The sequence below is a fragment of the [Clostridium] fimetarium genome, from assembly GCF_900111235.1.
Lineage (GTDB): Bacteria > Bacillota > Clostridia > Lachnospirales > Lachnospiraceae > Clostridium_N > Clostridium_N fimetarium.
The window spans coordinates 26017-46564 of sequence record NZ_FOJI01000006.1 but is presented as its reverse complement, the minus strand read 5'-3'; the positions used below and the strand labels follow the sequence as shown (position 1 = coordinate 46564).

Sequence of the window (20548 nt, the reverse complement as noted above, 5' to 3'; positions counted from 1 at the left end):
AAATCTAGAGTAGGTATCTCCTGATTTTATATGCCTTTTTCTCTGGTAGATATATTTTATGTGTAAAACGACTTTAATGTGAATTCATTATAATTTTACTACGTCAAATTGAGAATTAATAACAGTCCATACTTGAGCATTATATATCATAATATTCCATATACCACATCCATTAATATGCTTATCAAAAATTAGTTTCAAAGCTGCTTTCATGCTTCTTGCATCAACAAACCATATTATATTTTCAGAAGATTCACCTAAGCTAAAAGAGGTATAATAAAAAAATGGAGTTTGAGAAATTTCATCAAATTCAATTTTTGTATCATTACTATTTGCGACCTCTAAAACAGAATTAATCGAAAGAGAGTTGGCAACTGATTCGTTAGGAATATAAGGGAGACTCCAATCATAGCCTATTATCGGTATACTAATATTGATTTTATCGGGTGTAACGTCTTGTATGACATAATCAATTAATACCTTCATATTATTAATATTGATAACAGGTGCAGGTGGAAAATTATTAAACCCCCATTCAAACTTTAAAAATATCAAGCCATTCGCATAAGTACTTAATTTTGCATAATCTATTTTCCCTAATTCTATTTTACCATCATTCACTTGCGATTGATAATTAATCGTAATAAAAAATAATAGTTCTTCAGTTTTCATTTTATTTGCTATTTTATTTATGAATTTTTCATAAATAAATTGATTATCCATATTTAAATAATTAAAAACAATATTTATACCTTGGTAACCTTTAATTTTAATTATAGATAAGAAATTATTGATATGGTTATCTTGATATACTTCATTATTTAAAATTTCAAATGCTATTTCTTCATTTTTCTTTCCTTGTTGATCTAGCGTAGTTATCATCATGAGCGGAATAGCACCATACTCTTTTGATATTTTTATAATTTCTGCATCATTATTGTAATATGTTTTTATTTCACCTTTTTCTGTAGTAGAATAATTAAAAATGGTCAAATAGGTTAGGCTAGGTAATGTTTTAATAAGTGTTTCCTTTGAGATAAAAGGATAAGCAAATCCATTTGTTGCAATATTCCCGAGTGTTTCATAGCTTATTACTAACGTTTCACCAACATATAGATACTTTCTATTTAATAAAGATTGATTATTTCTTAATAACTGCATAAGTTTTACATTATACATATCGGCTATACTTTGTAATGTATCTCCTTGTTGTACAGTGTAAGTTTGTTTAGGGTATGTGATCACTAAAGCTTGCCCTATTATTAAATCAAATGGATAAACCAAACCATTTTCTTGTATTAATCTATCTATTGAAATCATATATTTTGTTGCAATTGAATAGATATCATCGCCTTCTTGAACCACATAGATTTCCATATATACCTTGATATAGATTTTTTTATATCATATGAGTTATAATAAGAATATATGTATTAATCAGCAAATTTTGCTCTTCATATTTTGCTTTTACCCTTAACCAAATCATAACTCTCTGCTATCATTCTCTTCACATCCACATCGGGAACAGTATCATCAAGTATGATAGAATTCCAATGTTTCTTACTCAGATGATATGCTGGAATGACGGATTCAAACGCAGATCTCCAAAAGTCACGCCATTCTTGTGTACATTTTACGTTGACCCAGGTATATCCTTCCCTATCAAATATAAACGCAAATATCTTTTTATTACTTTTACACCGAATAACTGCCCAGTTTGAATCATGGAATGGGTAATCTTCATATGAATCAGGCATCGTTAGCCCGTAATTGATTGCTTCTTCTTTTGTCATAATTGTTGCCTCCGACTATCTGTCGTTTGAGCAGTTTGCTGCATCAATTGCTATAACCAGAAGTAATCCCATTAATTCATCCTCTGGATTTTGGAAATCTAGTACATATGTATCACCCCAGTGAAATGGTTCCTTAAAAATTTGCATGATTGGTGCGTATGGACTCATTATCTCATAGTTCCATCCGAAGAAATCGCCTTCTACTCTCCAGTTGTTACAATCAATTTGATAACTGGGCTTAAAAAACGAGAATTTCTTCTGAATCGTTCCTACTGTGCTTCCATTTATTTCAATTACAAACTGCGGCAGAAATGAAAAGAGTTTTTGATGTACTGCCCCTACTTCTACATTTCCAGCGGCGTTATAAATGTGAATATTATGTCCCAAAGAAAAGAACTCTGATTTTACAAAATATTTTGGATTCTCATTTTCATCGAACACATCATAGGTATCCGTCCATGAGAACACCCTCTGTTTTATTAATAACCTCATTTTTCTGTACCTCCATTAAATTTTAATAATTAAGCTTATAGAATGCTATTCATTCTAATTAGTGACACGGATTTTCCATACTCTTCTGCCATTATATTACAATACAGCTGGTTATAGAATATCTCGATTTTTCACTGGAAGAGATGATCCTTCACATGATATCCTATCATAAACAATGCGGATTCAAAAGCCCGCATTTTCTTTGATTCTTCTAAACAATTAAACTTAGATTTTGTATTGCATAGTACTTCTTGCACGATCCAATTTGCTCTGATATTATTTTCCAAATGTACTTTAGGTGAATATAACGATCCGAATCTATATTTATCACTGCTTGGATTACGTCTACTTTTTTCTTTACTATTTATAATAGATTCTCTTCCTGCGCCCCAACAGAAATGGAGTTCCTCCGGTATTGTTTCTAATTTTTTTCCTTCACAATAGCCGCGTGCCAAAAGGCCTAACGCTGCGCCCAATCTTCCATCATATATCAAGAAATCATCCACTAACAAAGAATAGATTTTAGTGAATCCTGAATTCATTATAATCTCACTTCTAAAATATTCATTTGAATCCAAATTTCTTTCGAATTGCTCTTTTGTCTGCAATAAATAGAGAAACCATTCTTGTCCCATGTTTTCTATATTTTCTATTTTATCAATATTTCTATTTGTAACGCCACCCCATTGTAGTATTTGACGACTTACTTCTTTGCATATATTATTATTTCCTTGAGTTACACCATTCCTAAGTTTGACTGATAATGAATGTAATACTTCTTCACACTCACAAAAACTAGTGCCTTTGATTTCTTTTTGGAACTCATCCGTATATTTAAATTGCCATGAGTAGTTTTCATATGCACAGAAAATAGAATCGCACTCCCAGTCCCTTTTTTGCTTCTTTAAGAAATATTTGTGGTTGAAGGAATCGGGGGTGTCTAGCATTGGAGCAATCCATTCTACAAAGGATTGGACTGGTTTGGATTTTATGTAGTCTTGTTTGTTCAATAACTGTTCTCCTTTTTATATTGCTAAATTCCAATTAATTTTCTTTACGCTACTACTTTACTTTCAAAAAATTCTTTTAATTTATTGTACCTTTTAAAGGTATATACGATTGACAAAACGAACCACAACAGCATAACAAATAGAACCTTTCTATTCAGATCACCACTCGTGCAACCATTAGAAAATGATAGGATTTTCCACGATTCATAATAAAACACTCCATTCAAACAGCCCCAGATTGATAATGTTAAGATGTAAGTGCTTTTCGACTTTACAGGTATTGCAATTATACAGTTCATTAAAAAATATGCTAATAGAAAAGTCAAATCAGTGATATCAAAACGACTTATGCCATTCATTTGTGAATAAACATAAAAATGTCCACCATATATTGGAATAAGTAAAATAATTGCAATAATCCCTCTTTGCAATAATTTTTTATACCATTTATAGCTAAATACAACGAGTAGTAATGGTAATATAACTGGTACCATTAAACATATTATCAAAAAAATATTTCTAATAACATTTATAGAATCATGCATTTACTAATATCCTTTCAATATTTAACTGAAATATTACCTAGCTTCAAAATGATATTTTATCATTATTATTCTTATAACCCACAATTCAATATAGTATCCCACCAATAAGGCCATATCATATCGGAATCACTTCCACTTACTGACCATACCGTTTTCCATTTTGTTTCCGTCCAACAGTCATCTTGATTTTTTTCATAAGTACAAACATTGCCGCTACCACTTCTATTCACACAATAGATAGTGGCTTTATCATACGAATAGTCTAGTACTTTCATATAATCTATTTTTGTTATCGTTCCTTTGTGGGCTCCATCAGACATTTTTCCATTCAATAGTATTTCATCAAACTCTTTTCCATATATAACTGTCAAAACCTCAGTCTTTCCTATGGAAACCATTTGAATTGCTATTACATAAAAACACAAAATCATAATTAACGTAAAAAACATTCTCCTATTATTCATTTACATTCCCCTATCTCTTTCAAATCTTCTTTCTCATATTTGTTGTTCCCCAAAATACTTTTTTGTACTTCCAACATTGAATTAAACCTTCAAGATATTCTTAATTCACTGGCCAAGTAACCTTTTTCCCATACAGCACTTCTATAATTCCTTTTGCTGCATCAAGACCCATTTGATCCATAGCTTCTTGTGTCAGTGAAGCATTATGTGGAGAAACGATTACATTGTCTAACGTAAAAAGTGGATTTTCTTTTGAAGCCGGTTCCTCTTCGAAAACATCCAATCCTGCCCCCCCAATTGTTCCTTTATATAGCGCCTCATACAGTGCCGTTTCATCCACCTCCCCTCCACGTGCTGTATTAATTAAAAATGCAGTGTTTTTCATCATCTGTAGCCGTTCTTTATTTACCAGTTTGATTGTTTCTTCTGTTAAAGACGAATGGATAGATACAAAATCTGATTTCTTAAATATGTCGTTAATATCACTGCATTCAGTCACATAATCTGGCAAATTATTCTTTCCAGGATGATGGCAAAATACTAATATTTGCATATCAAAGCCATAAGCAGCCGCCTTTGCAACAAGATGTCCAATTCTTCCATATCCAATAATGCCTAGTGTTTTTCCAGCCACATTCATCGTTCGTACCCTATTACGTTGCTCCCATTGACCATTTATTGTTATCCGATTCATATAAACAAGCTTCTTTGCACAAGCTAAAATCAAAGCCATCGTATGTTCTGCAACTGATCCTGCATTTGCCTCAGGCGTGTAGCAGACCTGTATATGATGTCGCGTAGCCGCTTCTACATCAACATTATCATAACCGACGCCATGTTTTGCAATTACCTTTAACTTTTTTCCACTTTCAAACACTTCCTGCGTAAGCATAGCTGTTCGTGTCAAAATCGCATCACAATCTACAATGTTCTTACAAATATTTTCTATTGAACAATCATCTAAAATGGATATTTCACAATTATTTTCTTCTAGATATCTTTTTCCTGGTTCCGTTATATCTTGTGGAATCAATACGCGAAATTTCATATAATTCACTCCTATTATTAGAGATTTTTATTTTACTTATTCTGATATTTTTACTTTAATATCCGCTAATATATTAAAAAGGCTGCAGACTTCTTTGGGGAAACCTGCAGTGAAAATCCACTCCTATTATGATAAAACAAACCCTTATATTCCTTACGGCAAAGTATTCCCCAATATTTTACACTTGTATTAATTTTATAACTTTTTATTCGTTATTACAAGCATTTTCTTCTATGTAGAAGCATTTGTAAATTGATATATTTCTTCGCTGCTAAACTGCATTTTTGCAAATGTCAGCTAGCTTATTATATGAAAAAGAGACTACTTTGTCAGCTGTCTCTTTTCCATATAATTTAATACTTCATCAAACTACTAAATGGCCAATTTTTTCAGCCATGGTAATTGTAACCTCGATTCCAGAATTAAAATTCAAGAAATCATTTTCCACACCATCACTAAATATAACCCCATTTTCAGGCATTTGTGATGAGATTTTCATCGGGCATTGATTTGTAACTTTACCAAAGACAATATTTGCTTTCGTGATTCTACTAGGAAACGGCTCACGAACAGAAAAATACAGGTAATCCGCATTCCAGTTTTGATTATTTTGTTGCGGTTCGCAAATTAGCTTATTTGACATTTGATTTACTATGCTAGTGGCACCTAAAAGTACACTCTTCATCCATCCGGTTGAGCCAAGTCCTGTTGATACGATAATACCGCTAGAAGATTGATATTCGTTTTGATTACCTAATTGTATATGATATCTTGAAGATACATGTGTTCTTTGACCTATAAATAAATCATTCACCGCGTAAATACTCTGGCCATCATTTAACGTTGCTTTTGCCATTGTAACTTCTTTGATACGTCTATTTTTCTTCATCACATCTTGGACAACTAATTTCAAATCATTTACTTCAAAAGGTAGTAAAACACCATCCCATCTTCTTGGATCAGGATTAACACCAATCAGAAGTTGGTTCGACAGATATTTTAATGTATTCGCAACTAATCCATCTTGGCCAATTACAATCACGATATCATCTGCACCAAATATAAAATTAGATACATACTCTCTATCAACTAATTGCAATCTGCCTAATGATTCCAAATCATTTGTTGCAGTTGCTAGTACCTTTTTGTATTGTTCATCTTCTTTCATATAATCTGAAAAATCGCTTCCTAAATGTTCTATGTAAAACTTTGCTTGTTCAATTGTATTATATCTTGAAATCAAATCTTCAAGTCGCGTTTTTCTTTTAATAATAACAATCTTATTCTCCGTTAATCGTTCCATTATTATCTATTCTCCTTAATAATCTCCTGTAATAAATCAGGTGAAATATTAAGTTGCCCAATTTTTTCTGCATTTCCAGCCAATTCATTAAATGCTAAGGCTATCAGTTGGTTCGGTTTCATACCAATACTTGCAAGGGACTGAATAATATTTGGATTGATGGTTTCAAGTACCTTCATAATTGCTGATAATTCGTAAGCTTTTAAATCTGCTTCCGTTTTTGAATTTTCAACAGATATTTCTATCAGATTCTTTCTATCTTCTTCTAATACAATATCAAACTTCAATTGATCTTTTTTTAGTTGATTTTGCATAACCTGAACAGCTTTTTCTGTCTCTAATTCTGTTTCTCTTACTTGTTTTTTCTTGTTTTCAACAGCGATATCTGTATTAAATTCATTTTCTTTTATAGCTCGTTCCTGATCAATCGAGGCATTGCGTCTTACATAAATAGCTTCATCTGCAAGTTTTAGAATTTGCTCCCTCGTTTGTGCCTCTAATGCCCTTGCAGTTTCTTTATTTGGAAGAATTGCAAGAATGGAAAGCCCTAGGATCTCAATTCCTAGTAGATTAATTTCTTCGTTTTGTTTAATATCATTTAATATTTCCTTTGCTAAAACCTCACTTGATTTAATAGCATCTTTCAATTGTAATGCCTCAAGTGTTTTTTTAGTCAATACTCTTACGATATTTACAACTCTTTGTGGAAGCTTTTTGTAATCATCAGATGAATATCCATTTCCCTTTAAATCTAATGAGTAGTTAAGTAATGATGCAATTTTCTTTTGATCTACAATACGATATGTAATCTGACCTTGAACAGTAACTGTCTGAAAATCAGACGTAACTTCCTCATAAATAAATGGAGCATCCACACTTCCAATTGGTACCACTACAATAGACGTAGTTGGTGCAAAATAATAAAGCGAAATGCCTGCACCCTCCTTTACTACTTTCCCATTCCTGTACATTAACACATACTCATTGGGTTGAAACTTAACAGACTTTATTCCGAACATAATTGCCCCCTTCTAGTATCGAATTCAAACTAATTAACGAAATTATAATTCTATATTTTACCAATTATATCATTAAAATATTTCATGTACAATATAATATCCTCTAAAAAAGCAAAGATTGGCCTAGTAAGAAACATATATTTCAATCATTGATATAATACTTTGATTATTCAGTTTCTTTACCATGAGCTGTTTATAAGTAACGGAATTGGTCTTGCCTTTTGCCTTTAAATCTGCCATATCGGCTATGACTTTGACCTGAGACTGCTTCAATTCTCGGTACATACGTTCATATCCAAGCAAATTATTTTTCTCGTTCTTTGCATCGTTTGAATCCTGCATTATTGATTTTATGAGCATATCCCCACGATATTCTAGCTTTAATGAAAAGAATTCTTTATTGCCATTCAGGCGTTTTAAAAATATCTTATCACCTTCCCATATGTTAAGCGCTAAAACTTCCGTTTTATCAATCCATTCAAGCTTACCTTCATCGCACTCTATTAATTCACCTTGAAATCCTGTTGCTGTAAATAAGTGCATATATTCTGTTTCCCATTCATCTGAAATAAATGTGACAATTCCACGGAAATTATAATCCATTAATGTTAAGCCTGTCTCTTCCTTTACCTCACGAAGAAGACAGTCCTCTGGGCTTTCATCCGCTTCAAACTTGCCGCCTATACCAAGCCATTTGTCATGGCTCTGGTCATTGGCTTTCTTGGTTCTATGAAGCATAAGATATTTTCCATCTTGTTCTATATAACATAATGTTGATAATTGCATAAACCCCTCCTGTAATCAATCAATTATTATAGGGATTTCGACTTCGATTCTGTTGAATATCTCTTGTATTCGATCTATCAGTTCACGATTCTGTTCTAAATCTAGGCCTGGATATTTTGACTTATTGTAATCGCCGCTGTAGGTTAAGATATCAGCTACAGTATGATTTTTTTCGTAAAGCTCTTTCACTTTTCCCGCTTCCGTATTATTACCCGTCGCAAATCGGATGGAATAAAGAATGGCACATGCTACGCCAAACTCGAGATTTTTCGTTGATATTTGATATTTCTGTGCTAATTGGATTGCACCTATAATACGTTCACCATTTTGTAATTTACGAAGAGGGTCTCTGCCAACTCTAGAACATTTATCATTGAATGAAATGCGGCAACGTTTAATAAAATTAGTGATAAATGAAGTGATATACTTTTGAAAATCAGGATTTTCTATTAATAAGGCAGGCTTAATCTCAGATTTCATAATATTTAGTGCTAATTTTTCAACGCGGATATCGCCCATCCCCTGACCGATACTATTATATCCTAGCAATCTAGAATACCAAGCTATAATTGCATGAGTCCCATTGGATAATTTATTTTTTATCTCCTGCATTGATTTAATATCATCAATTACTACTATCTGTCGAAGCGTAGAAAGTAAAGGACTACTATTACTTGCGAAAAGCGGCATATCCGGTTCGGAACTAAACAATGTTACATTTAAATCTGTAAGTTCATTTGCAAACTTGGAAACAGCATAGAAATTTTCGAAATTACTAATATCGTAAATTGCATTTTTAGTTCTCTTTTTTCTTCGTTTTCCATTTTTCAAATATTCATCATCATGATAAACCTGCGAAAATTCAAATAATTTCTTTAAATCATCAGAATATTGAAATATATTACGATGAAGATTCTGAATATTATTCTGCAGTTTTTCAATGATAACCTCATAAGGTATTGCAGAAACCATTCGATTCACTACTGTTTCGCAAAAATACGTATTCTTTATTACTGCAGTTGCAGTTTTTTCATCCGTAATTGTTTTTAAAGCATTCATTACATGCGTTCTAACGAAGCGACCGGGATTGATTTTATTCATAATAATCAATATTGTAAGTGGCTCCAATTCCTTCTCGTAGCGATTCAGAAGCCCCTTTGCGATGACATTTGCTTGTAAACGAATAGCCGATTCAGGAAGTGATATACCAATTATTTTAGACACTTCATACATTTTAATAACTTCTTCGTTGTCTTGAATATCAATCAAATGGATATCTTCAATTGTTTGAAAGTAAGCAAGGCTTTCAAATTTTATACTGTATTTACCAATTGAATTTACTACTTGGCGCAGAGCTTCATTTCGGGTTGCACCAATAATCTGGTATGGTCTTGTATAACCGTCCCAATGTGAAAATATCTGAGCCAAATAACCTCCGCCAATTGCACCAAACCCATGAATTCCAGCGATTATATGATCCTGACTAAACGGAAACTGTTCATTTAGATCGGGAACGGGGAATTTGTGTGTAAGTGGGATAATATCCTCCACAAATCCAGATATATCATGATAAGATTTAAATGCCAATTTCTTAGTGCTTTCGCTGATATCCTTGATATCCTTAATGAAAATGGGCATACCACCAGAAGCAGATGCAGCTAAAATACCATTTTCCGAATCTTCAAAGATCAAACAATTAGATGGATCGCAACTTAATTCACTTGCAGCTTTTATAAATATTTCTGGATCTGGTTTCCCATTCTCCACCTCATCACCACAAACAAGGATATCAAAATATCGTAAAACCTTTGCCCTTATTAGATATTCTTCGGCGATTTCTCGTCTGCTTGAGGTTGCCAAAGCAATAAATATATGATTTTTCTTCAATCGTTCCAAAAGATTGTATAGACCATCCTTTACCGGAACACCATTTTCACGTACATATTGTCTTTCCAAATTATCAGCCCGTTCACGAATTTCCTTGTAGGGATATTCCTCTCCATAATACTTCTTGGCCAAAATTTCTCCATTAACAGCGCTGATGCCCAATGAATCAAAAAGTATAGAATCAAGAATCTCTTCATTATAAAGTTCATAAGATGCCTCTTTTAGCATCTTAAATCTTAGTTTCTCTGTATCAAACATCGTTCCGTCCATATCAAATATAGCCGCTTCAAATATCTTATTTTCGAAAATCATACTTCCTCCTTACTATGAATGTTCATAGTGTTAATTTGTATAGTATAGATGAAATTAAAAATCAAGTCAACTTTGCATATCTTTAATATGTACAATATGGAGCCTGAATTATTCATTATGCTTCATAAAATATGTTTGGCATTCGTTACTATCCGTGATACTATTTAACATAAATCTTGATGCAAAAAAATGAACATCAGCCTCTGCCAATGTTCAACTAATTTTTTCCTTTATTAATAATTAAAGTATTTCGCTTTCTTTGCATTTTCAGGTTTTTTATGATATGCGCAATTCTTGCAAATCCAGTTCCATCCTGCAATCCTTTTGCATTTCTTTGGCAGTAACTTACCCCACTTTTCATTATATGACTCAACCGTTACAATTTTGCAATCTTCTTCTGATATTTCTTCATTATGTAAAATCAAACATTTCATAGATTAAACCTCTCTTTTGGAACATATTCACGTACTAACTATTATATTATATCGCAAATGTGCGTATAAAGCTATTCCCTTCTTTTGGTCGAATCGCTTTTATAGTTATTTTGCCAGCTTATTGATGAAATCCGTAATCAAATCTTCACGATTTTTACTAGACCAATTCACAACCCCAGTTTCATTAACAGTTCCTTTTTTTGCAATTACAGCTTTTTTCATTTGTTTTATGGATCTGTTTCCACCCAACCAGGTGAATGGAAGTTGCTGAGTAACAAAGCAGCTAATCTTCTTGCCTTGAAGTGATGACAATTGATTTAAATAAAGTAACATAACTGGTGATAATGAAAAGGCCCGCACTGGTGCACCAAAAATAATCATATCATATCCTGTGATGTCCGGAATCGTCTTTAGTTCAACATTTGCAGCGGCGCCAGGATCCTCGTTTACTGCAATCACCTGTTCTAAAGTCACCAAATGTCCTTCTGCTATAAATTTTTCTTTGATTTTTTCTGCAACTGAAAGTGTATTTCCTGTATGAGAATGTACAATAATTCCTATGTTCATTTTAATTTCCTCCGATTTTTTAAATTTATAATAATGGCCTAATTCCTTCGCAGATTTTTCTAGCTACGATAGGATTATTCATTGTAAATATATGAATACCTTCTACATCATGTTCCAATAAATCTTTTATCTGATCAATTGCATATTCAATTCCTGCATCAAATAATGCATCACAGTTATTTTCATGTTTTTGAATCATCTTTCTTAAGTCTGTTGGTAAAGATGCACCACACAAAGAAATCATTTTATCTATCTGCGTTTTATTAATAACTGGCATAATTCCTGCTTCTATAGGAACATTTACTCCTGCAACTCTAACTTTATTATTAAAACTATAAAACAGATTATTATCAAAAAACAATTGTGATATTAAATGACTTACACCATTATCAGTCTTTTTCTTCAAGTTCAAAATATCTTCCGAAACATTTTTTGCCTCGATGTGAGATTCTGGATAACAAGCACCACTAATGCAAAAGTCGCCATATTGTTTTATAAATGAAACCAAATCACTTGCATATGTAAAATCATTTTTTCTTGGGAATTCAGGATTAATATCTCCACGCAACGCCAATATATTTTTGATTTCTGCGTCGTTAAGCTGTTCTAAAATGTCGCAAATCTCGGCTTTACTATAATTTATACATGTCAAATGTACCAATGGCTCAATATTATATTCATGTTTAATCTTTTTTGCGATTTCCACCGTTGAATTATTCGTTGTAGTTCCACCGGCCCCAAAGGTTACACTTATAAAATCTGGATTCAATTCACTTAGGCTTTTCAAGGTCTCATCAATATTTAATAGCGCTATTTCCTTTTTGGGTGGAAATATTTCAAAGGACAGTATTGGTTTTTTCTTCTTGAAAATGGAATCAATTTTCATAATCTTCCTCATTTCTGCAATTAATTACAACACAAATGGTATTTCTTACAATAGAGTTCTTGTTGAAAAAGAATAGCCCATTGGCAAAATACCACCAATTGGATCAAGTAATAAGGCTGGTAGTATTGGTATGATAATTCCTAAAACATGACAATTTATTATGGCTTTTGTAATAACGTTAATATTTTTCGTTTCTTACTAATATTTCCTTTACTATACCATATGCCAAATCATATTGGAATTATTTTATTCTTCATAATGCTAAGAAAGAATCTTTAAAATTCTCAAGTTTTGGAAATACTTCAGTTCTGTTGTTGTAGTATCAGAATATCCCATGAAAACATTTGGATTATGATTGATTATTTCAATTTCTTTACTATTTTATATAAAAAAAAGGAGAAGCACGCTTCTCCTTTCAGATAAAGTAAATTCATCCTTCTTAAGGATGCAACTATACTCCTACCTGCCCTTATGTTTCTCTTTTCTTTTTTGCTTTTTCAATTCAAATTGGAATTCTTTCTCTTCTTCCTTCTGTTCACGAGTCCGAATTTTTCTAATAAATTTGTTTTCTTCTTGTAGAAGTTTTAATGCTTGCTGAGACTTTGTTCCAATTTCAACATTCTGAACTTGTTTTTTAATATCTCTTTGCAAACGTTTCGGATTTATTTTCTCCTTTACCACTACATCTGATTCAACAGCCGGACTAAATCTAACGTTATAGTAATTCTCTAAAATAAATTCTAGAATTTCATAATCTTTTGGCTCCGGTCCAAAAATCACCCTACATACAGATAATTTCCCATCATATAGTCGCTCAAAAACACCAATCCAAAATTGCCCTTCAAAGAATACCTGTAACTTTACAGAATTCAACTCAGTCTTTAATTCATTGTTCATTAATATCCCTCCTTTAAAAAATTAATGAACAAAGAATGGACAACCAAGGAGGCAGGTTACTGACAATATATTATATTGCGCCCGGACTACCTACCGGACCGTGTTTTTATCTTAGTTTTATTATTATATTAAATTATGATTGAATTGGCAAATGAATCTTTACGATTTTTTTATAATTTATTTTAATTACCTGTTGTCTTCAATTTTTCTGATTATATATGCTTTATCTTCTCACAGAATTCCTTAATTTTTTCATCTATATTACTAATTTTATTTTTTAAAGGTTCAACAAAGCTGATTGTATCTACAATTTGATTATCCTTTAAAACACTTTTATATTTGTCAAAAAACTTATCGGTTGCATCACCAGCACCACAAGTATAAAGATAAATATCTTTGCCACTTATTTTGTTATCTGCCAGAAAAGTTTTAATTGGTGGTGCAAATGTTCCTGCCCATATAGGCGTTCCAATAATAATTACGTCATAATCTTCCGCTACAAATGAATAGTCCTCTAATTTTGGCTTTTCTCCAAACGTCGCACTCCTTCCTCCCCAAATGTACTTTTTAAAATTTCCTTTTGGATACTCTTTCTTTGGAATTAGTCGAATCACATCCGCTTCAAGATACTTCAAAATCTTGCCCGCTATTAACTCCGTATTGCCTTCTAACGAATAATATACAATTAACTTTTTCATAGTCTCCCTCATTTCTTCATATTTTTTCATCTATGTTCACATACTTAACTATAATGCTATACTCAATTCTACCGGACAATGGTCTGACCCCAAAACATCTGAATGGATTTTAGCCCCCAATAATTTATCCTGTAACGATTCTGAAGTTAAGAAATAATCAATTCTCCATCCTGCATTATTCGCTCTAGCACTAAATCTATAGGACCACCAGGAGTAGATATCCGTTTGCTCAGGGAAAAAATATCGAAATGAGTCAATAAATCCAGCATCGAGTAAATCACTAATCTTTTCTCTCTCTTCATCTGAAAATCCAGCATTCTTCCTGTTCGCTTTTGGGTTTTTTAAGTCTATTTCCTTATGTGCTACATTCAAATCACCACATACAATTACTGGTTTTTTCTCTTCTAATGTCTTTAAATAACATTTAAAATCATCTTCCCATCTCATTCGATAGTCCAAACGAGCTAATTCATTTTGTGAATTTGGAGTATAAACATTAACCATATAGAAATCTTCAAACTCCAGCGTGATTACTCTTCCTTCTTTATCATGTTCATCAATTCCGATACCATAATTAACTGAAATAGCTTCTTTTTTTGAAAATATTGCAGTTCCTGAATAGCCCTTTTTCTCAGCATAATTCCAATATTGATAATATCCCTCTAACTCTAACACAAGTTGTCCCGCCTGCATTTTGCTCTCTTGAATAGAAAAAATGTCAGCATCTATTTCATGGAAGAATTCCAAGAATTTTTTCTGTACACAAGCTCTTATTCCATTTACATTCCAAGATATTAGTTTCATATAAGCACCTCAATCACATTTATTATCTTATTTAAACATAAAATCACACATACATTCACAAACTTAACTATAGTTCACGGGATTCCTATAATTTTGACCATTGCAAAATTATTTCCAAGTCAAAAGAACCACTTTATCTTCCATATTAATTGTACATTACAATATTCTGAATCAAACATATTTTCCCTTTAATATATTAAATTTTTCGCCATGACTTAATTCCAAACAAAAACAAATTATCTACTTTCTTCTACTATATATTGCTTTTTAATAAAAGAAAAGAATTTTTTCCCTTTGTATTCCAGAATACCCTGTTCCGATTCCTGAATGGTATTAAAATGTTCTCTTGTTACTGAAAACTGCAAATTTTTACGCTTAGAAACGGTTGTAAAATAAAATTTATACAAACAGCCATCATTTCCTGCCCACGGCGCCGTTCCTTTAATTTCTGGAACCGTATATGATGCAGTAGCCCCATGATAATCTTCTATAACTTTAGAAACAAGTATCACTTCTTGTTGTTTTTTTTTATGTAAATTCATACAATATTCCTCCCCACATTCGTCACAATGAATTAATATATTACACTGTCATATCCTTCCAGACCGATATCAATGAAACCCTTATTCCAAGCACCGGAAGAAGTAGCGCCGTTGAGGCGATTGGTGAACCTCCCATAAAAATATTGAATCCCAAAAAAGCAAGCCATGATAATTCCGAAATAATAATTCCGCGTTTCTTTTTTGCCGCCAATAAAACAATCATTCCAATCAATGACAATAACATACATCCTAACACACAAATAAACTCGATCTTACTTATCATACTAAAACTGTTTATTTTTCGTAATCCTGAATTCAGTTGTAATAAAAAAATTGCTCCACTCTCTAGTATGCATAATATTATTCCAAATAATGTTGCTTTACCAAATTTTATTGGCTTTAACCGTTTTTTACACTGATAACAATATCCCGACCAGTCTTCATTCTCTGTTCCACATTTTGGACAAATCATATTTATTCCCCTCTCATAATTTAATATCATTATATTAACATATCGAATATATAAGAAAATATGAAATCTACCAACCATACAAATGAGGATTTAAAGTGTCGTTTTATCGTCTTCAAGACTGGCACACATGTATCTAATGATTAGGTTGTTATATATCCGTTTTTCATGAACATGATTCCTTATACTTTTATTTGGAGCTATCCGAATGATATGATAGCTAAATTGACTCGCTGTATCCTTTGACGTTACAATATGTTTCATATAATCGCTCACACCACTTTGGGGTAATCAGAGAACAAATTCATGATACTCATCCCTTTGTTATATTGAGCCAAATCATTACATTTGTATAGCAAATCCATCACTTTCTGACTCATATTAACCCAATTAGATTTTGCGTTTTTAAATTGTTCCAGTGTGTCACCTTCAGAGTCTGATGAAATATATCCATTATATTTCGCCATTTCTTGATAAGTACGTAATGTTTGATAGGTCCCAAACGTACTTTTGTCACCGGTTCCTACATCATCTGCATATGCACATAATGCAAACATTTCCAATCTTGACGCCTGATTAGGATCAACCTCATTCACATTTATATTATAAGATACTGTTTTTCCATCATAATTGGTTGTAACGTTAATGATTGGATTTTTCGATGTAGATTCCTTTGCATATGCGGCTACGACCCCATAAGAAATATTTGTACCTGGTTTTGGAACCATCGTAATACTTAAGAAATCACCCTTTGCTTGATTTTCTACCTGAGTTGATGCTGCCGACATTGTACCAATAAAACTTTCACTACTGATTAACCCTTGTGGAATTTTTGTGCTATCGTACTTCTTCATATCTCCTACCCCTGCTAATACCATTGTTCCCTCCATCCCTGTGGTTTAAAGATGCAACCGAATCTCTTAATTCGTCATATTCAACCTTTTCTCCGCAGACTACCTTATTATTTTGTATTCTAAACTATCTCTAAACTCAAAAAAGCACTTAAACCAAAGAATCAATCCTTTGATTTAAACGCTTTCCATAGCTTAATATATACATCGGCATGTTTTTCTAAATATTAACAAAAATAATAATGTGAATTTAATTTATTTACATCAAAACTCTATTAATAAATGGGTCTTTCACATTAATTCCATTTAAGCTCTTTGCCATAGCAAATGATTTTTTGTAAGGTTTGATTTCTGCTTCATCAAAACAAATCGGCTGGTAAAATGTTACTGCTTCAAATTTATATAATCTATAAAGTGCCTCATAAAATAATTTCAAGTTATTAGCATCTACATTTGTTTCTAAAACTAATAGATTATTGTCTCTTAATTGTAAAAGCGCATATCCATCTTTATCTCCAGACATTTTAAAGACATAGGCCTGTCCACCTTCACTTTTTAGCTCTTCAATGTAATATTCATTTTGCTCTTTTGACAAGATGATACCTTCAGAGGCAAAAATCTCACTATGAGAATAAGCAGCCCAAATCTGTTCTGCATCTGCCTTAACAAGTTTCATCGATGTATTTCCAATTTCCTGGATCTTAAACCCTTTATTTGTTTGCTCTTTATTTGTTTGCTCTTTATCGATGTCCGCAATTGTCTTTGTAATCAATACACGTTCAAAATATTCTTCAAATCCAAATTGTCTATAATATTCAAACAAGGAATCATCCGCTGGAATAAGCACAGATAGCGCATATCCTCTCTTAGCGCTTAAGTCTAATGACTTCTGTATAAGTTTAGCCATTATCTTTCTACCTCTGTATGCTGGGTCCGTTGCGAGCGCATAGAGGTATACGATTTTAGTCTCTTTTCCATTTGCTATGAATTTATATGGAATCATAAAAAGAACCGATACCACATTTCCATTTTCAATATCGACTAATGTATTTTCATCCTTATAAACCTTACCAAAAAAAGAGTTCAAGTAACTTTCACTGTCCCCAAAAATTTTATGCCACATAATTTTAAGTGCTGGTATATATTCATACTTGCCATACGAAATCATTGATTACAACCTCCATCGAACGATTTATTTTTTAGTAAGAATACCTTTTTCTGCCATAAATACAGGTTTATAAGATTCTTTTGCTCTTCTTAATCCTTCTATTCCCATATCTTCTTCTCTATTCACATAAGTATAATCTGCAAGCTCATGAATAATAAACTGCTGATTAATCATTGGATATGCCCCGTCCACATCTGAAAATGCCTTTTCAAAATGAATCACAAAAGTATCATTCGATAATCTTTCACCCATAGTCAGTGCAACAATACGTTTTGCTGTCTTTATAATACCACCAGTCAGATTAAGTTCTTTTCTATTCTTAAGTCCATTTATAACTACACAAATCTCTGCTAATTTGGCCTTATCCTCACCGCAACCATTCTGAATACACCATTCTCTGACCATTTCAATGCATTCTTGCGTATTTTCATCTGAAATTGCTTCATATGTCCATTCATCATTTAAATTCAAAAATTTATTGATGTGATTTTTCTTTCCATGATATTTTTTCCCAGAAAGATTTTTCAAATCTTCTATGTTATATACATAATCTGCACTATCTCTAAGATAAGTAATTGCAAATTTGCCAGGATATATTTTTTCAATCTCTTCAAACATATCCGGTTCAATAATATTCATTTGAAATTTAATGTTTTGTTCCTCACAATATGCAAGCATCCACTCAAAAGCCTGTTTCAAGTCTCCATTTCCAATTGGAAATGAAAAATAAACATCCTCACCTCTTAAAAATCTTATAAAAAGCATATCCCCTGCAACTGTAAAATGGGTGTTGTATACCGATGACCATAAAACCAGATTTCCTACGCTATAATCACATGCATTGTATTTATTAAAGCTTAAATATTTTGATATGATATCTCTATCTTCTAAAGTTATTTTTTTAAAATTTTCCACTATCTGTACCTCGTTGTATTTTTCATTTATAATCGCTTAATATTCATTATTATGAATAAAGCCTTAGACCTACTAATATACATCCTTCTATGTAAGGAAGTTTGTTTTCCTGCAAATAAGATAGAATTTCTTCACTCTCTGCTCCTGGTTGAATCAAAATACATTTGAAAGACTTCTCACACTCTTGAAGTAGTTTTAATCCTTTTACCGGGTGAATACATAAATCAATAATATCTATTTCTTCCGATATATCATTGATTGAACTTAATTCTTTTCCAACACTAAATACTTGATATCCTTTCTCTAGTAATTGCATTTTTATTTTGTAAGCATATTTTTCTTCATTAAGAGTATCTCCAACTACTGCAAATGTTTTTTGACTCATCACTTCTTTTAAATCCATTTATTTACTCCCTATATAACAGTTTTTGTCTCAAGCCGCATTCTTTTTTGATATGCTTATTTGTATCACCGCTATAGTATTCCCAAATTATAAGATAACTTTCATTTCGTAAGTTTAAATACTTACAGTAAAATATACCTTAACAGAATAGGAAAAGTGTGTCAATGTATTAAAGTAATTGTTTATAATAATATAATTAAAAGGCTGGTAGTCACCACCTGCTAGATGTGGTTCTGCCAACCTCTTAAATCATACTAATTATTCATTTGTACATTAATCTTTGCTTTTAAAGCATCAATTTTATTCAGTAAATCTATTAAGATACTTGTTGTTTTCTTCGCATCTTTACTAATGATAGATTGCTTCAAAATACTTATTATTTGATTACCGTAATTGATTAAATCAATATACGTATTATTTAATTTTGTTTGTAATACATCCCATATCTTATTAGCCTTTTGAAAATTTGCATTTGCCGAATCCCAGTCATTATTTTCTATATCTAAAATAATGGCTCTTCCTAAATATTCCAATCTAGGAACATCCGTTGGAATTTCAACTTTGTAAAAATCCAGTATATCTGGAATATACCCAGTTATAAGATTGGCATGAACTTTTGTTTGATATGCATTTTTTGATTCTACTGCACTTTGTAACTTAATGATTTCATTTTCCATATTCGTAATAATATCTTTCGAAATCATGTGTGCCTGTAGCATAGGCTTTAACACATAAAAGTTGTTATATATTTCGTTCATTTTAATTGTAGCTTTTTGCCAATCATTGTTATTAATATCATCGATTATATCCTCTAAATTCGATTCCAATGTGTCTAATTGCCTAGGTGCAGTCATTGGCATTTGCATTTTAGGAATAATGATTTCTTGTCCCACCGTTAAACTATACGGATTTGAAATTTGAGGATTTGCTGCTATTAATAATTCAATTGGAATACCAAAGAGCTGTGCTATTTTATATAGATTATCCCCTGGAAGTACAATATACTGATATTCTGGTATATCTATTTTTTCTCCAACATAAATCATGTCCGGATTACTAATCTGTTCGTTTACTTCTAATAGTTGTGAAAGTGTAATCCCTGATCTTTCTGCTATACTTAACAAATTATCATTCGGTTGTATTTTATAACGTTGCATAGCTAATTCTCCACATTTATTTATAAGCTTTCATATTTATCTTATGTATTTCACTCTATATTGTTCGATTTATAGACGGTTTCATTAAACTATTTTAC

The 20548-nt window shown here is 31.9% G+C and carries 24 protein-coding genes; all 24 read right to left on the bottom strand.

The window, feature by feature from the left end; translation table 11 throughout:
• Positions 1 to 87: 87 nt before the first annotated feature.
• Positions 88 to 1377 (bottom strand): LysM peptidoglycan-binding domain-containing protein, encoded by a 1290-nt coding sequence (locus tag BMY18_RS08940; protein ID WP_092453085.1) that lies wholly within the window; start codon positions 1375 to 1377, stop codon positions 88 to 90.
• A 77-nt stretch (positions 1378 to 1454) separates the two neighbouring features.
• Positions 1455 to 1793 (bottom strand): MmcQ/YjbR family DNA-binding protein, encoded by a 339-nt coding sequence (locus BMY18_RS08935; RefSeq protein ID WP_330385967.1) that lies wholly within the window; start codon positions 1791 to 1793, stop codon positions 1455 to 1457.
• 15 nt (positions 1794 to 1808) lie between these two features.
• Positions 1809 to 2285: an LURP-one-related/scramblase family protein gene (locus BMY18_RS08930; RefSeq protein ID WP_092453078.1), complete on the bottom strand. Its 477-nt coding sequence runs from the start codon at positions 2283 to 2285 to the stop codon at positions 1809 to 1811.
• A 131-nt stretch (positions 2286 to 2416) separates the two neighbouring features.
• Positions 2417 to 3295, bottom strand: a complete 879-nt coding sequence (locus tag BMY18_RS08925) for a hypothetical protein (protein ID WP_092453075.1) — start codon at positions 3293 to 3295, stop codon at positions 2417 to 2419.
• Positions 3296 to 3339: 44 nt separating this feature from the next.
• The gene (locus tag BMY18_RS08920; protein WP_092453072.1) at positions 3340 to 3840 is read right to left on the bottom strand and encodes a hypothetical protein; all 501 of its coding nucleotides are present in this window, start codon (positions 3838 to 3840) and stop codon (positions 3340 to 3342) included.
• Positions 3841 to 3911: 71 nt separating this feature from the next.
• A complete protein-coding gene (locus BMY18_RS08915; RefSeq protein ID WP_092453069.1) occupies positions 3912 to 4304 on the bottom strand; it encodes a hypothetical protein in 393 nt (130 codons plus the stop codon).
• Between the two features lie 100 nt (positions 4305 to 4404).
• Positions 4405 to 5352, bottom strand: coding sequence for a hydroxyacid dehydrogenase (locus BMY18_RS08910; RefSeq protein ID WP_092453066.1), 948 nt, complete (start codon positions 5350 to 5352; stop codon positions 4405 to 4407).
• A 364-nt stretch (positions 5353 to 5716) separates the two neighbouring features.
• Positions 5717 to 6655, bottom strand: a complete 939-nt coding sequence (locus BMY18_RS08905; RefSeq protein ID WP_207647440.1) for a diacylglycerol kinase catalytic domain-containing protein — start codon at positions 6653 to 6655, stop codon at positions 5717 to 5719.
• A gap of 2 nt (positions 6656 to 6657) precedes the next feature.
• Positions 6658 to 7674, bottom strand: a complete 1017-nt coding sequence (locus BMY18_RS08900) for an SPFH domain-containing protein (protein ID WP_092453060.1) — start codon at positions 7672 to 7674, stop codon at positions 6658 to 6660.
• A gap of 123 nt (positions 7675 to 7797) precedes the next feature.
• Positions 7798 to 8460, bottom strand: coding sequence for an NUDIX hydrolase (locus BMY18_RS08895; RefSeq protein WP_092453057.1), 663 nt, complete (start codon positions 8458 to 8460; stop codon positions 7798 to 7800).
• Positions 8461 to 8475: 15 nt separating this feature from the next.
• Positions 8476 to 10659 (bottom strand): bifunctional mannitol-1-phosphate dehydrogenase/phosphatase, encoded by a 2184-nt coding sequence (gene mtlD / locus BMY18_RS08890; RefSeq protein WP_092453054.1) that lies wholly within the window; start codon positions 10657 to 10659, stop codon positions 8476 to 8478.
• Between the two features lie 233 nt (positions 10660 to 10892).
• Complete coding sequence (locus tag BMY18_RS08885; RefSeq protein ID WP_092453051.1) at positions 10893 to 11093, bottom strand: hypothetical protein; 201 nt, start codon at positions 11091 to 11093, stop codon at positions 10893 to 10895.
• A 105-nt stretch (positions 11094 to 11198) separates the two neighbouring features.
• Positions 11199 to 11660 carry a flavodoxin family protein gene (locus tag BMY18_RS08880; RefSeq protein ID WP_092453048.1) on the bottom strand — a complete coding sequence of 154 codons (462 nt, stop codon included), beginning with the start codon at positions 11658 to 11660 and terminating at the stop codon, positions 11199 to 11201.
• Between the two features lie 25 nt (positions 11661 to 11685).
• Positions 11686 to 12546 (bottom strand): methylenetetrahydrofolate reductase [NAD(P)H], encoded by an 861-nt coding sequence (gene metF, locus BMY18_RS08875; RefSeq protein WP_092453045.1) that lies wholly within the window; start codon positions 12544 to 12546, stop codon positions 11686 to 11688.
• 459 nt (positions 12547 to 13005) lie between these two features.
• Positions 13006 to 13443 carry a YjdF family protein gene (locus tag BMY18_RS08870; RefSeq protein WP_408645024.1) on the bottom strand — a complete coding sequence of 146 codons (438 nt, stop codon included), beginning with the start codon at positions 13441 to 13443 and terminating at the stop codon, positions 13006 to 13008.
• Positions 13444 to 13655: 212 nt separating this feature from the next.
• Complete coding sequence (locus tag BMY18_RS08865) at positions 13656 to 14141, bottom strand: flavodoxin family protein (protein WP_170841358.1); 486 nt, start codon at positions 14139 to 14141, stop codon at positions 13656 to 13658.
• Positions 14142 to 14189: 48 nt separating this feature from the next.
• On the bottom strand, positions 14190 to 14945 hold the full coding sequence (locus BMY18_RS08860) for an exodeoxyribonuclease III (RefSeq protein WP_092453039.1): 756 nt from the start codon (positions 14943 to 14945) through the stop codon (positions 14190 to 14192).
• Between the two features lie 236 nt (positions 14946 to 15181).
• Entirely contained in the window at positions 15182 to 15487 is a 306-nt protein-coding gene (locus BMY18_RS08855) for a DUF2500 family protein (RefSeq protein ID WP_092453036.1), read from the bottom strand.
• Between the two features lie 40 nt (positions 15488 to 15527).
• Positions 15528 to 15959 (bottom strand): hypothetical protein, encoded by a 432-nt coding sequence (locus tag BMY18_RS08850; protein ID WP_092453033.1) that lies wholly within the window; start codon positions 15957 to 15959, stop codon positions 15528 to 15530.
• Between the two features lie 269 nt (positions 15960 to 16228).
• Positions 16229 to 16834 carry a hypothetical protein gene (locus BMY18_RS08845; RefSeq protein ID WP_092453030.1) on the bottom strand — a complete coding sequence of 202 codons (606 nt, stop codon included), beginning with the start codon at positions 16832 to 16834 and terminating at the stop codon, positions 16229 to 16231.
• A 232-nt stretch (positions 16835 to 17066) separates the two neighbouring features.
• Positions 17067 to 17975 (bottom strand): GNAT family N-acetyltransferase, encoded by a 909-nt coding sequence (locus BMY18_RS08840; protein ID WP_092453027.1) that lies wholly within the window; start codon positions 17973 to 17975, stop codon positions 17067 to 17069.
• A gap of 24 nt (positions 17976 to 17999) precedes the next feature.
• The gene (locus BMY18_RS08835) at positions 18000 to 18890 is read right to left on the bottom strand and encodes a DUF2156 domain-containing protein (protein WP_242940998.1); all 891 of its coding nucleotides are present in this window, start codon (positions 18888 to 18890) and stop codon (positions 18000 to 18002) included.
• Positions 18891 to 18939: 49 nt separating this feature from the next.
• Positions 18940 to 19293: a CoA-binding protein gene (locus BMY18_RS08830; RefSeq protein ID WP_092453022.1), complete on the bottom strand. Its 354-nt coding sequence runs from the start codon at positions 19291 to 19293 to the stop codon at positions 18940 to 18942.
• A 254-nt stretch (positions 19294 to 19547) separates the two neighbouring features.
• Positions 19548 to 20450 (bottom strand): LysM peptidoglycan-binding domain-containing protein, encoded by a 903-nt coding sequence (locus BMY18_RS08825; protein WP_092453019.1) that lies wholly within the window; start codon positions 20448 to 20450, stop codon positions 19548 to 19550.
• Positions 20451 to 20548: the final 98 nt, after the last annotated feature.

Excerpts from the sequence above, each read along its gene's own strand:
- BMY18_RS08900 (WP_092453060.1), bottom strand. The coding sequence starts at position 7,674 with ATGTTCGGAATAAAGTCTGTTAAGTTTCAACCCAATGAGTATGTGTTA.
- BMY18_RS08910 (WP_092453066.1), bottom strand. The coding sequence starts at position 5,352 with ATGAAATTTCGCGTATTGATTCCACAAGATATAACGGAACCAGGAAAA.
- BMY18_RS08880 (WP_092453048.1), bottom strand. The coding sequence starts at position 11,660 with ATGAACATAGGAATTATTGTACATTCTCATACAGGAAATACACTTTCA.
- BMY18_RS08885 (WP_092453051.1), bottom strand. The coding sequence starts at position 11,093 with ATGAAATGTTTGATTTTACATAATGAAGAAATATCAGAAGAAGATTGC.
- BMY18_RS08870 (WP_408645024.1), bottom strand. The coding sequence starts at position 13,443 with ATGAACAATGAATTAAAGACTGAGTTGAATTCTGTAAAGTTACAGGTA.
- BMY18_RS08825 (WP_092453019.1), bottom strand. The coding sequence starts at position 20,450 with ATGCAACGTTATAAAATACAACCGAATGATAATTTGTTAAGTATAGCA.
- BMY18_RS08920 (WP_092453072.1), bottom strand. The coding sequence starts at position 3,840 with ATGCATGATTCTATAAATGTTATTAGAAATATTTTTTTGATAATATGT.
- BMY18_RS08905 (WP_207647440.1), bottom strand. The coding sequence starts at position 6,655 with ATGGAACGATTAACGGAGAATAAGATTGTTATTATTAAAAGAAAAACG.
- BMY18_RS08855 (WP_092453036.1), bottom strand. The coding sequence starts at position 15,487 with ATGAATTTACATAAAAAAAAACAACAAGAAGTGATACTTGTTTCTAAA.
- BMY18_RS08930 (WP_092453078.1), bottom strand. The coding sequence starts at position 2,285 with ATGAGGTTATTAATAAAACAGAGGGTGTTCTCATGGACGGATACCTAT.
- BMY18_RS08865 (WP_170841358.1), bottom strand. The coding sequence starts at position 14,141 with ATGAAAAAGTTAATTGTATATTATTCGTTAGAAGGCAATACGGAGTTA.
- BMY18_RS08840 (WP_092453027.1), bottom strand. The coding sequence starts at position 17,975 with ATGATTTCGTATGGCAAGTATGAATATATACCAGCACTTAAAATTATG.
- BMY18_RS08915 (WP_092453069.1), bottom strand. The coding sequence starts at position 4,304 with ATGAATAATAGGAGAATGTTTTTTACGTTAATTATGATTTTGTGTTTT.
- BMY18_RS08940 (WP_092453085.1), bottom strand. The coding sequence starts at position 1,377 with ATGGAAATCTATGTGGTTCAAGAAGGCGATGATATCTATTCAATTGCA.
- BMY18_RS08850 (WP_092453033.1), bottom strand. The coding sequence starts at position 15,959 with ATGATTTGTCCAAAATGTGGAACAGAGAATGAAGACTGGTCGGGATAT.
- BMY18_RS08895 (WP_092453057.1), bottom strand. The coding sequence starts at position 8,460 with ATGCAATTATCAACATTATGTTATATAGAACAAGATGGAAAATATCTT.
- BMY18_RS08845 (WP_092453030.1), bottom strand. The coding sequence starts at position 16,834 with ATGGTATTAGCAGGGGTAGGAGATATGAAGAAGTACGATAGCACAAAA.
- mtlD (WP_092453054.1), bottom strand. The coding sequence starts at position 10,659 with ATGATTTTCGAAAATAAGATATTTGAAGCGGCTATATTTGATATGGAC.
- BMY18_RS08935 (WP_330385967.1), bottom strand. The coding sequence starts at position 1,793 with ATGACAAAAGAAGAAGCAATCAATTACGGGCTAACGATGCCTGATTCA.
- BMY18_RS08860 (WP_092453039.1), bottom strand. The coding sequence starts at position 14,945 with ATGAAACTAATATCTTGGAATGTAAATGGAATAAGAGCTTGTGTACAG.
- metF (WP_092453045.1), bottom strand. The coding sequence starts at position 12,546 with ATGAAAATTGATTCCATTTTCAAGAAGAAAAAACCAATACTGTCCTTT.
- BMY18_RS08830 (WP_092453022.1), bottom strand. The coding sequence starts at position 19,293 with ATGGATTTAAAAGAAGTGATGAGTCAAAAAACATTTGCAGTAGTTGGA.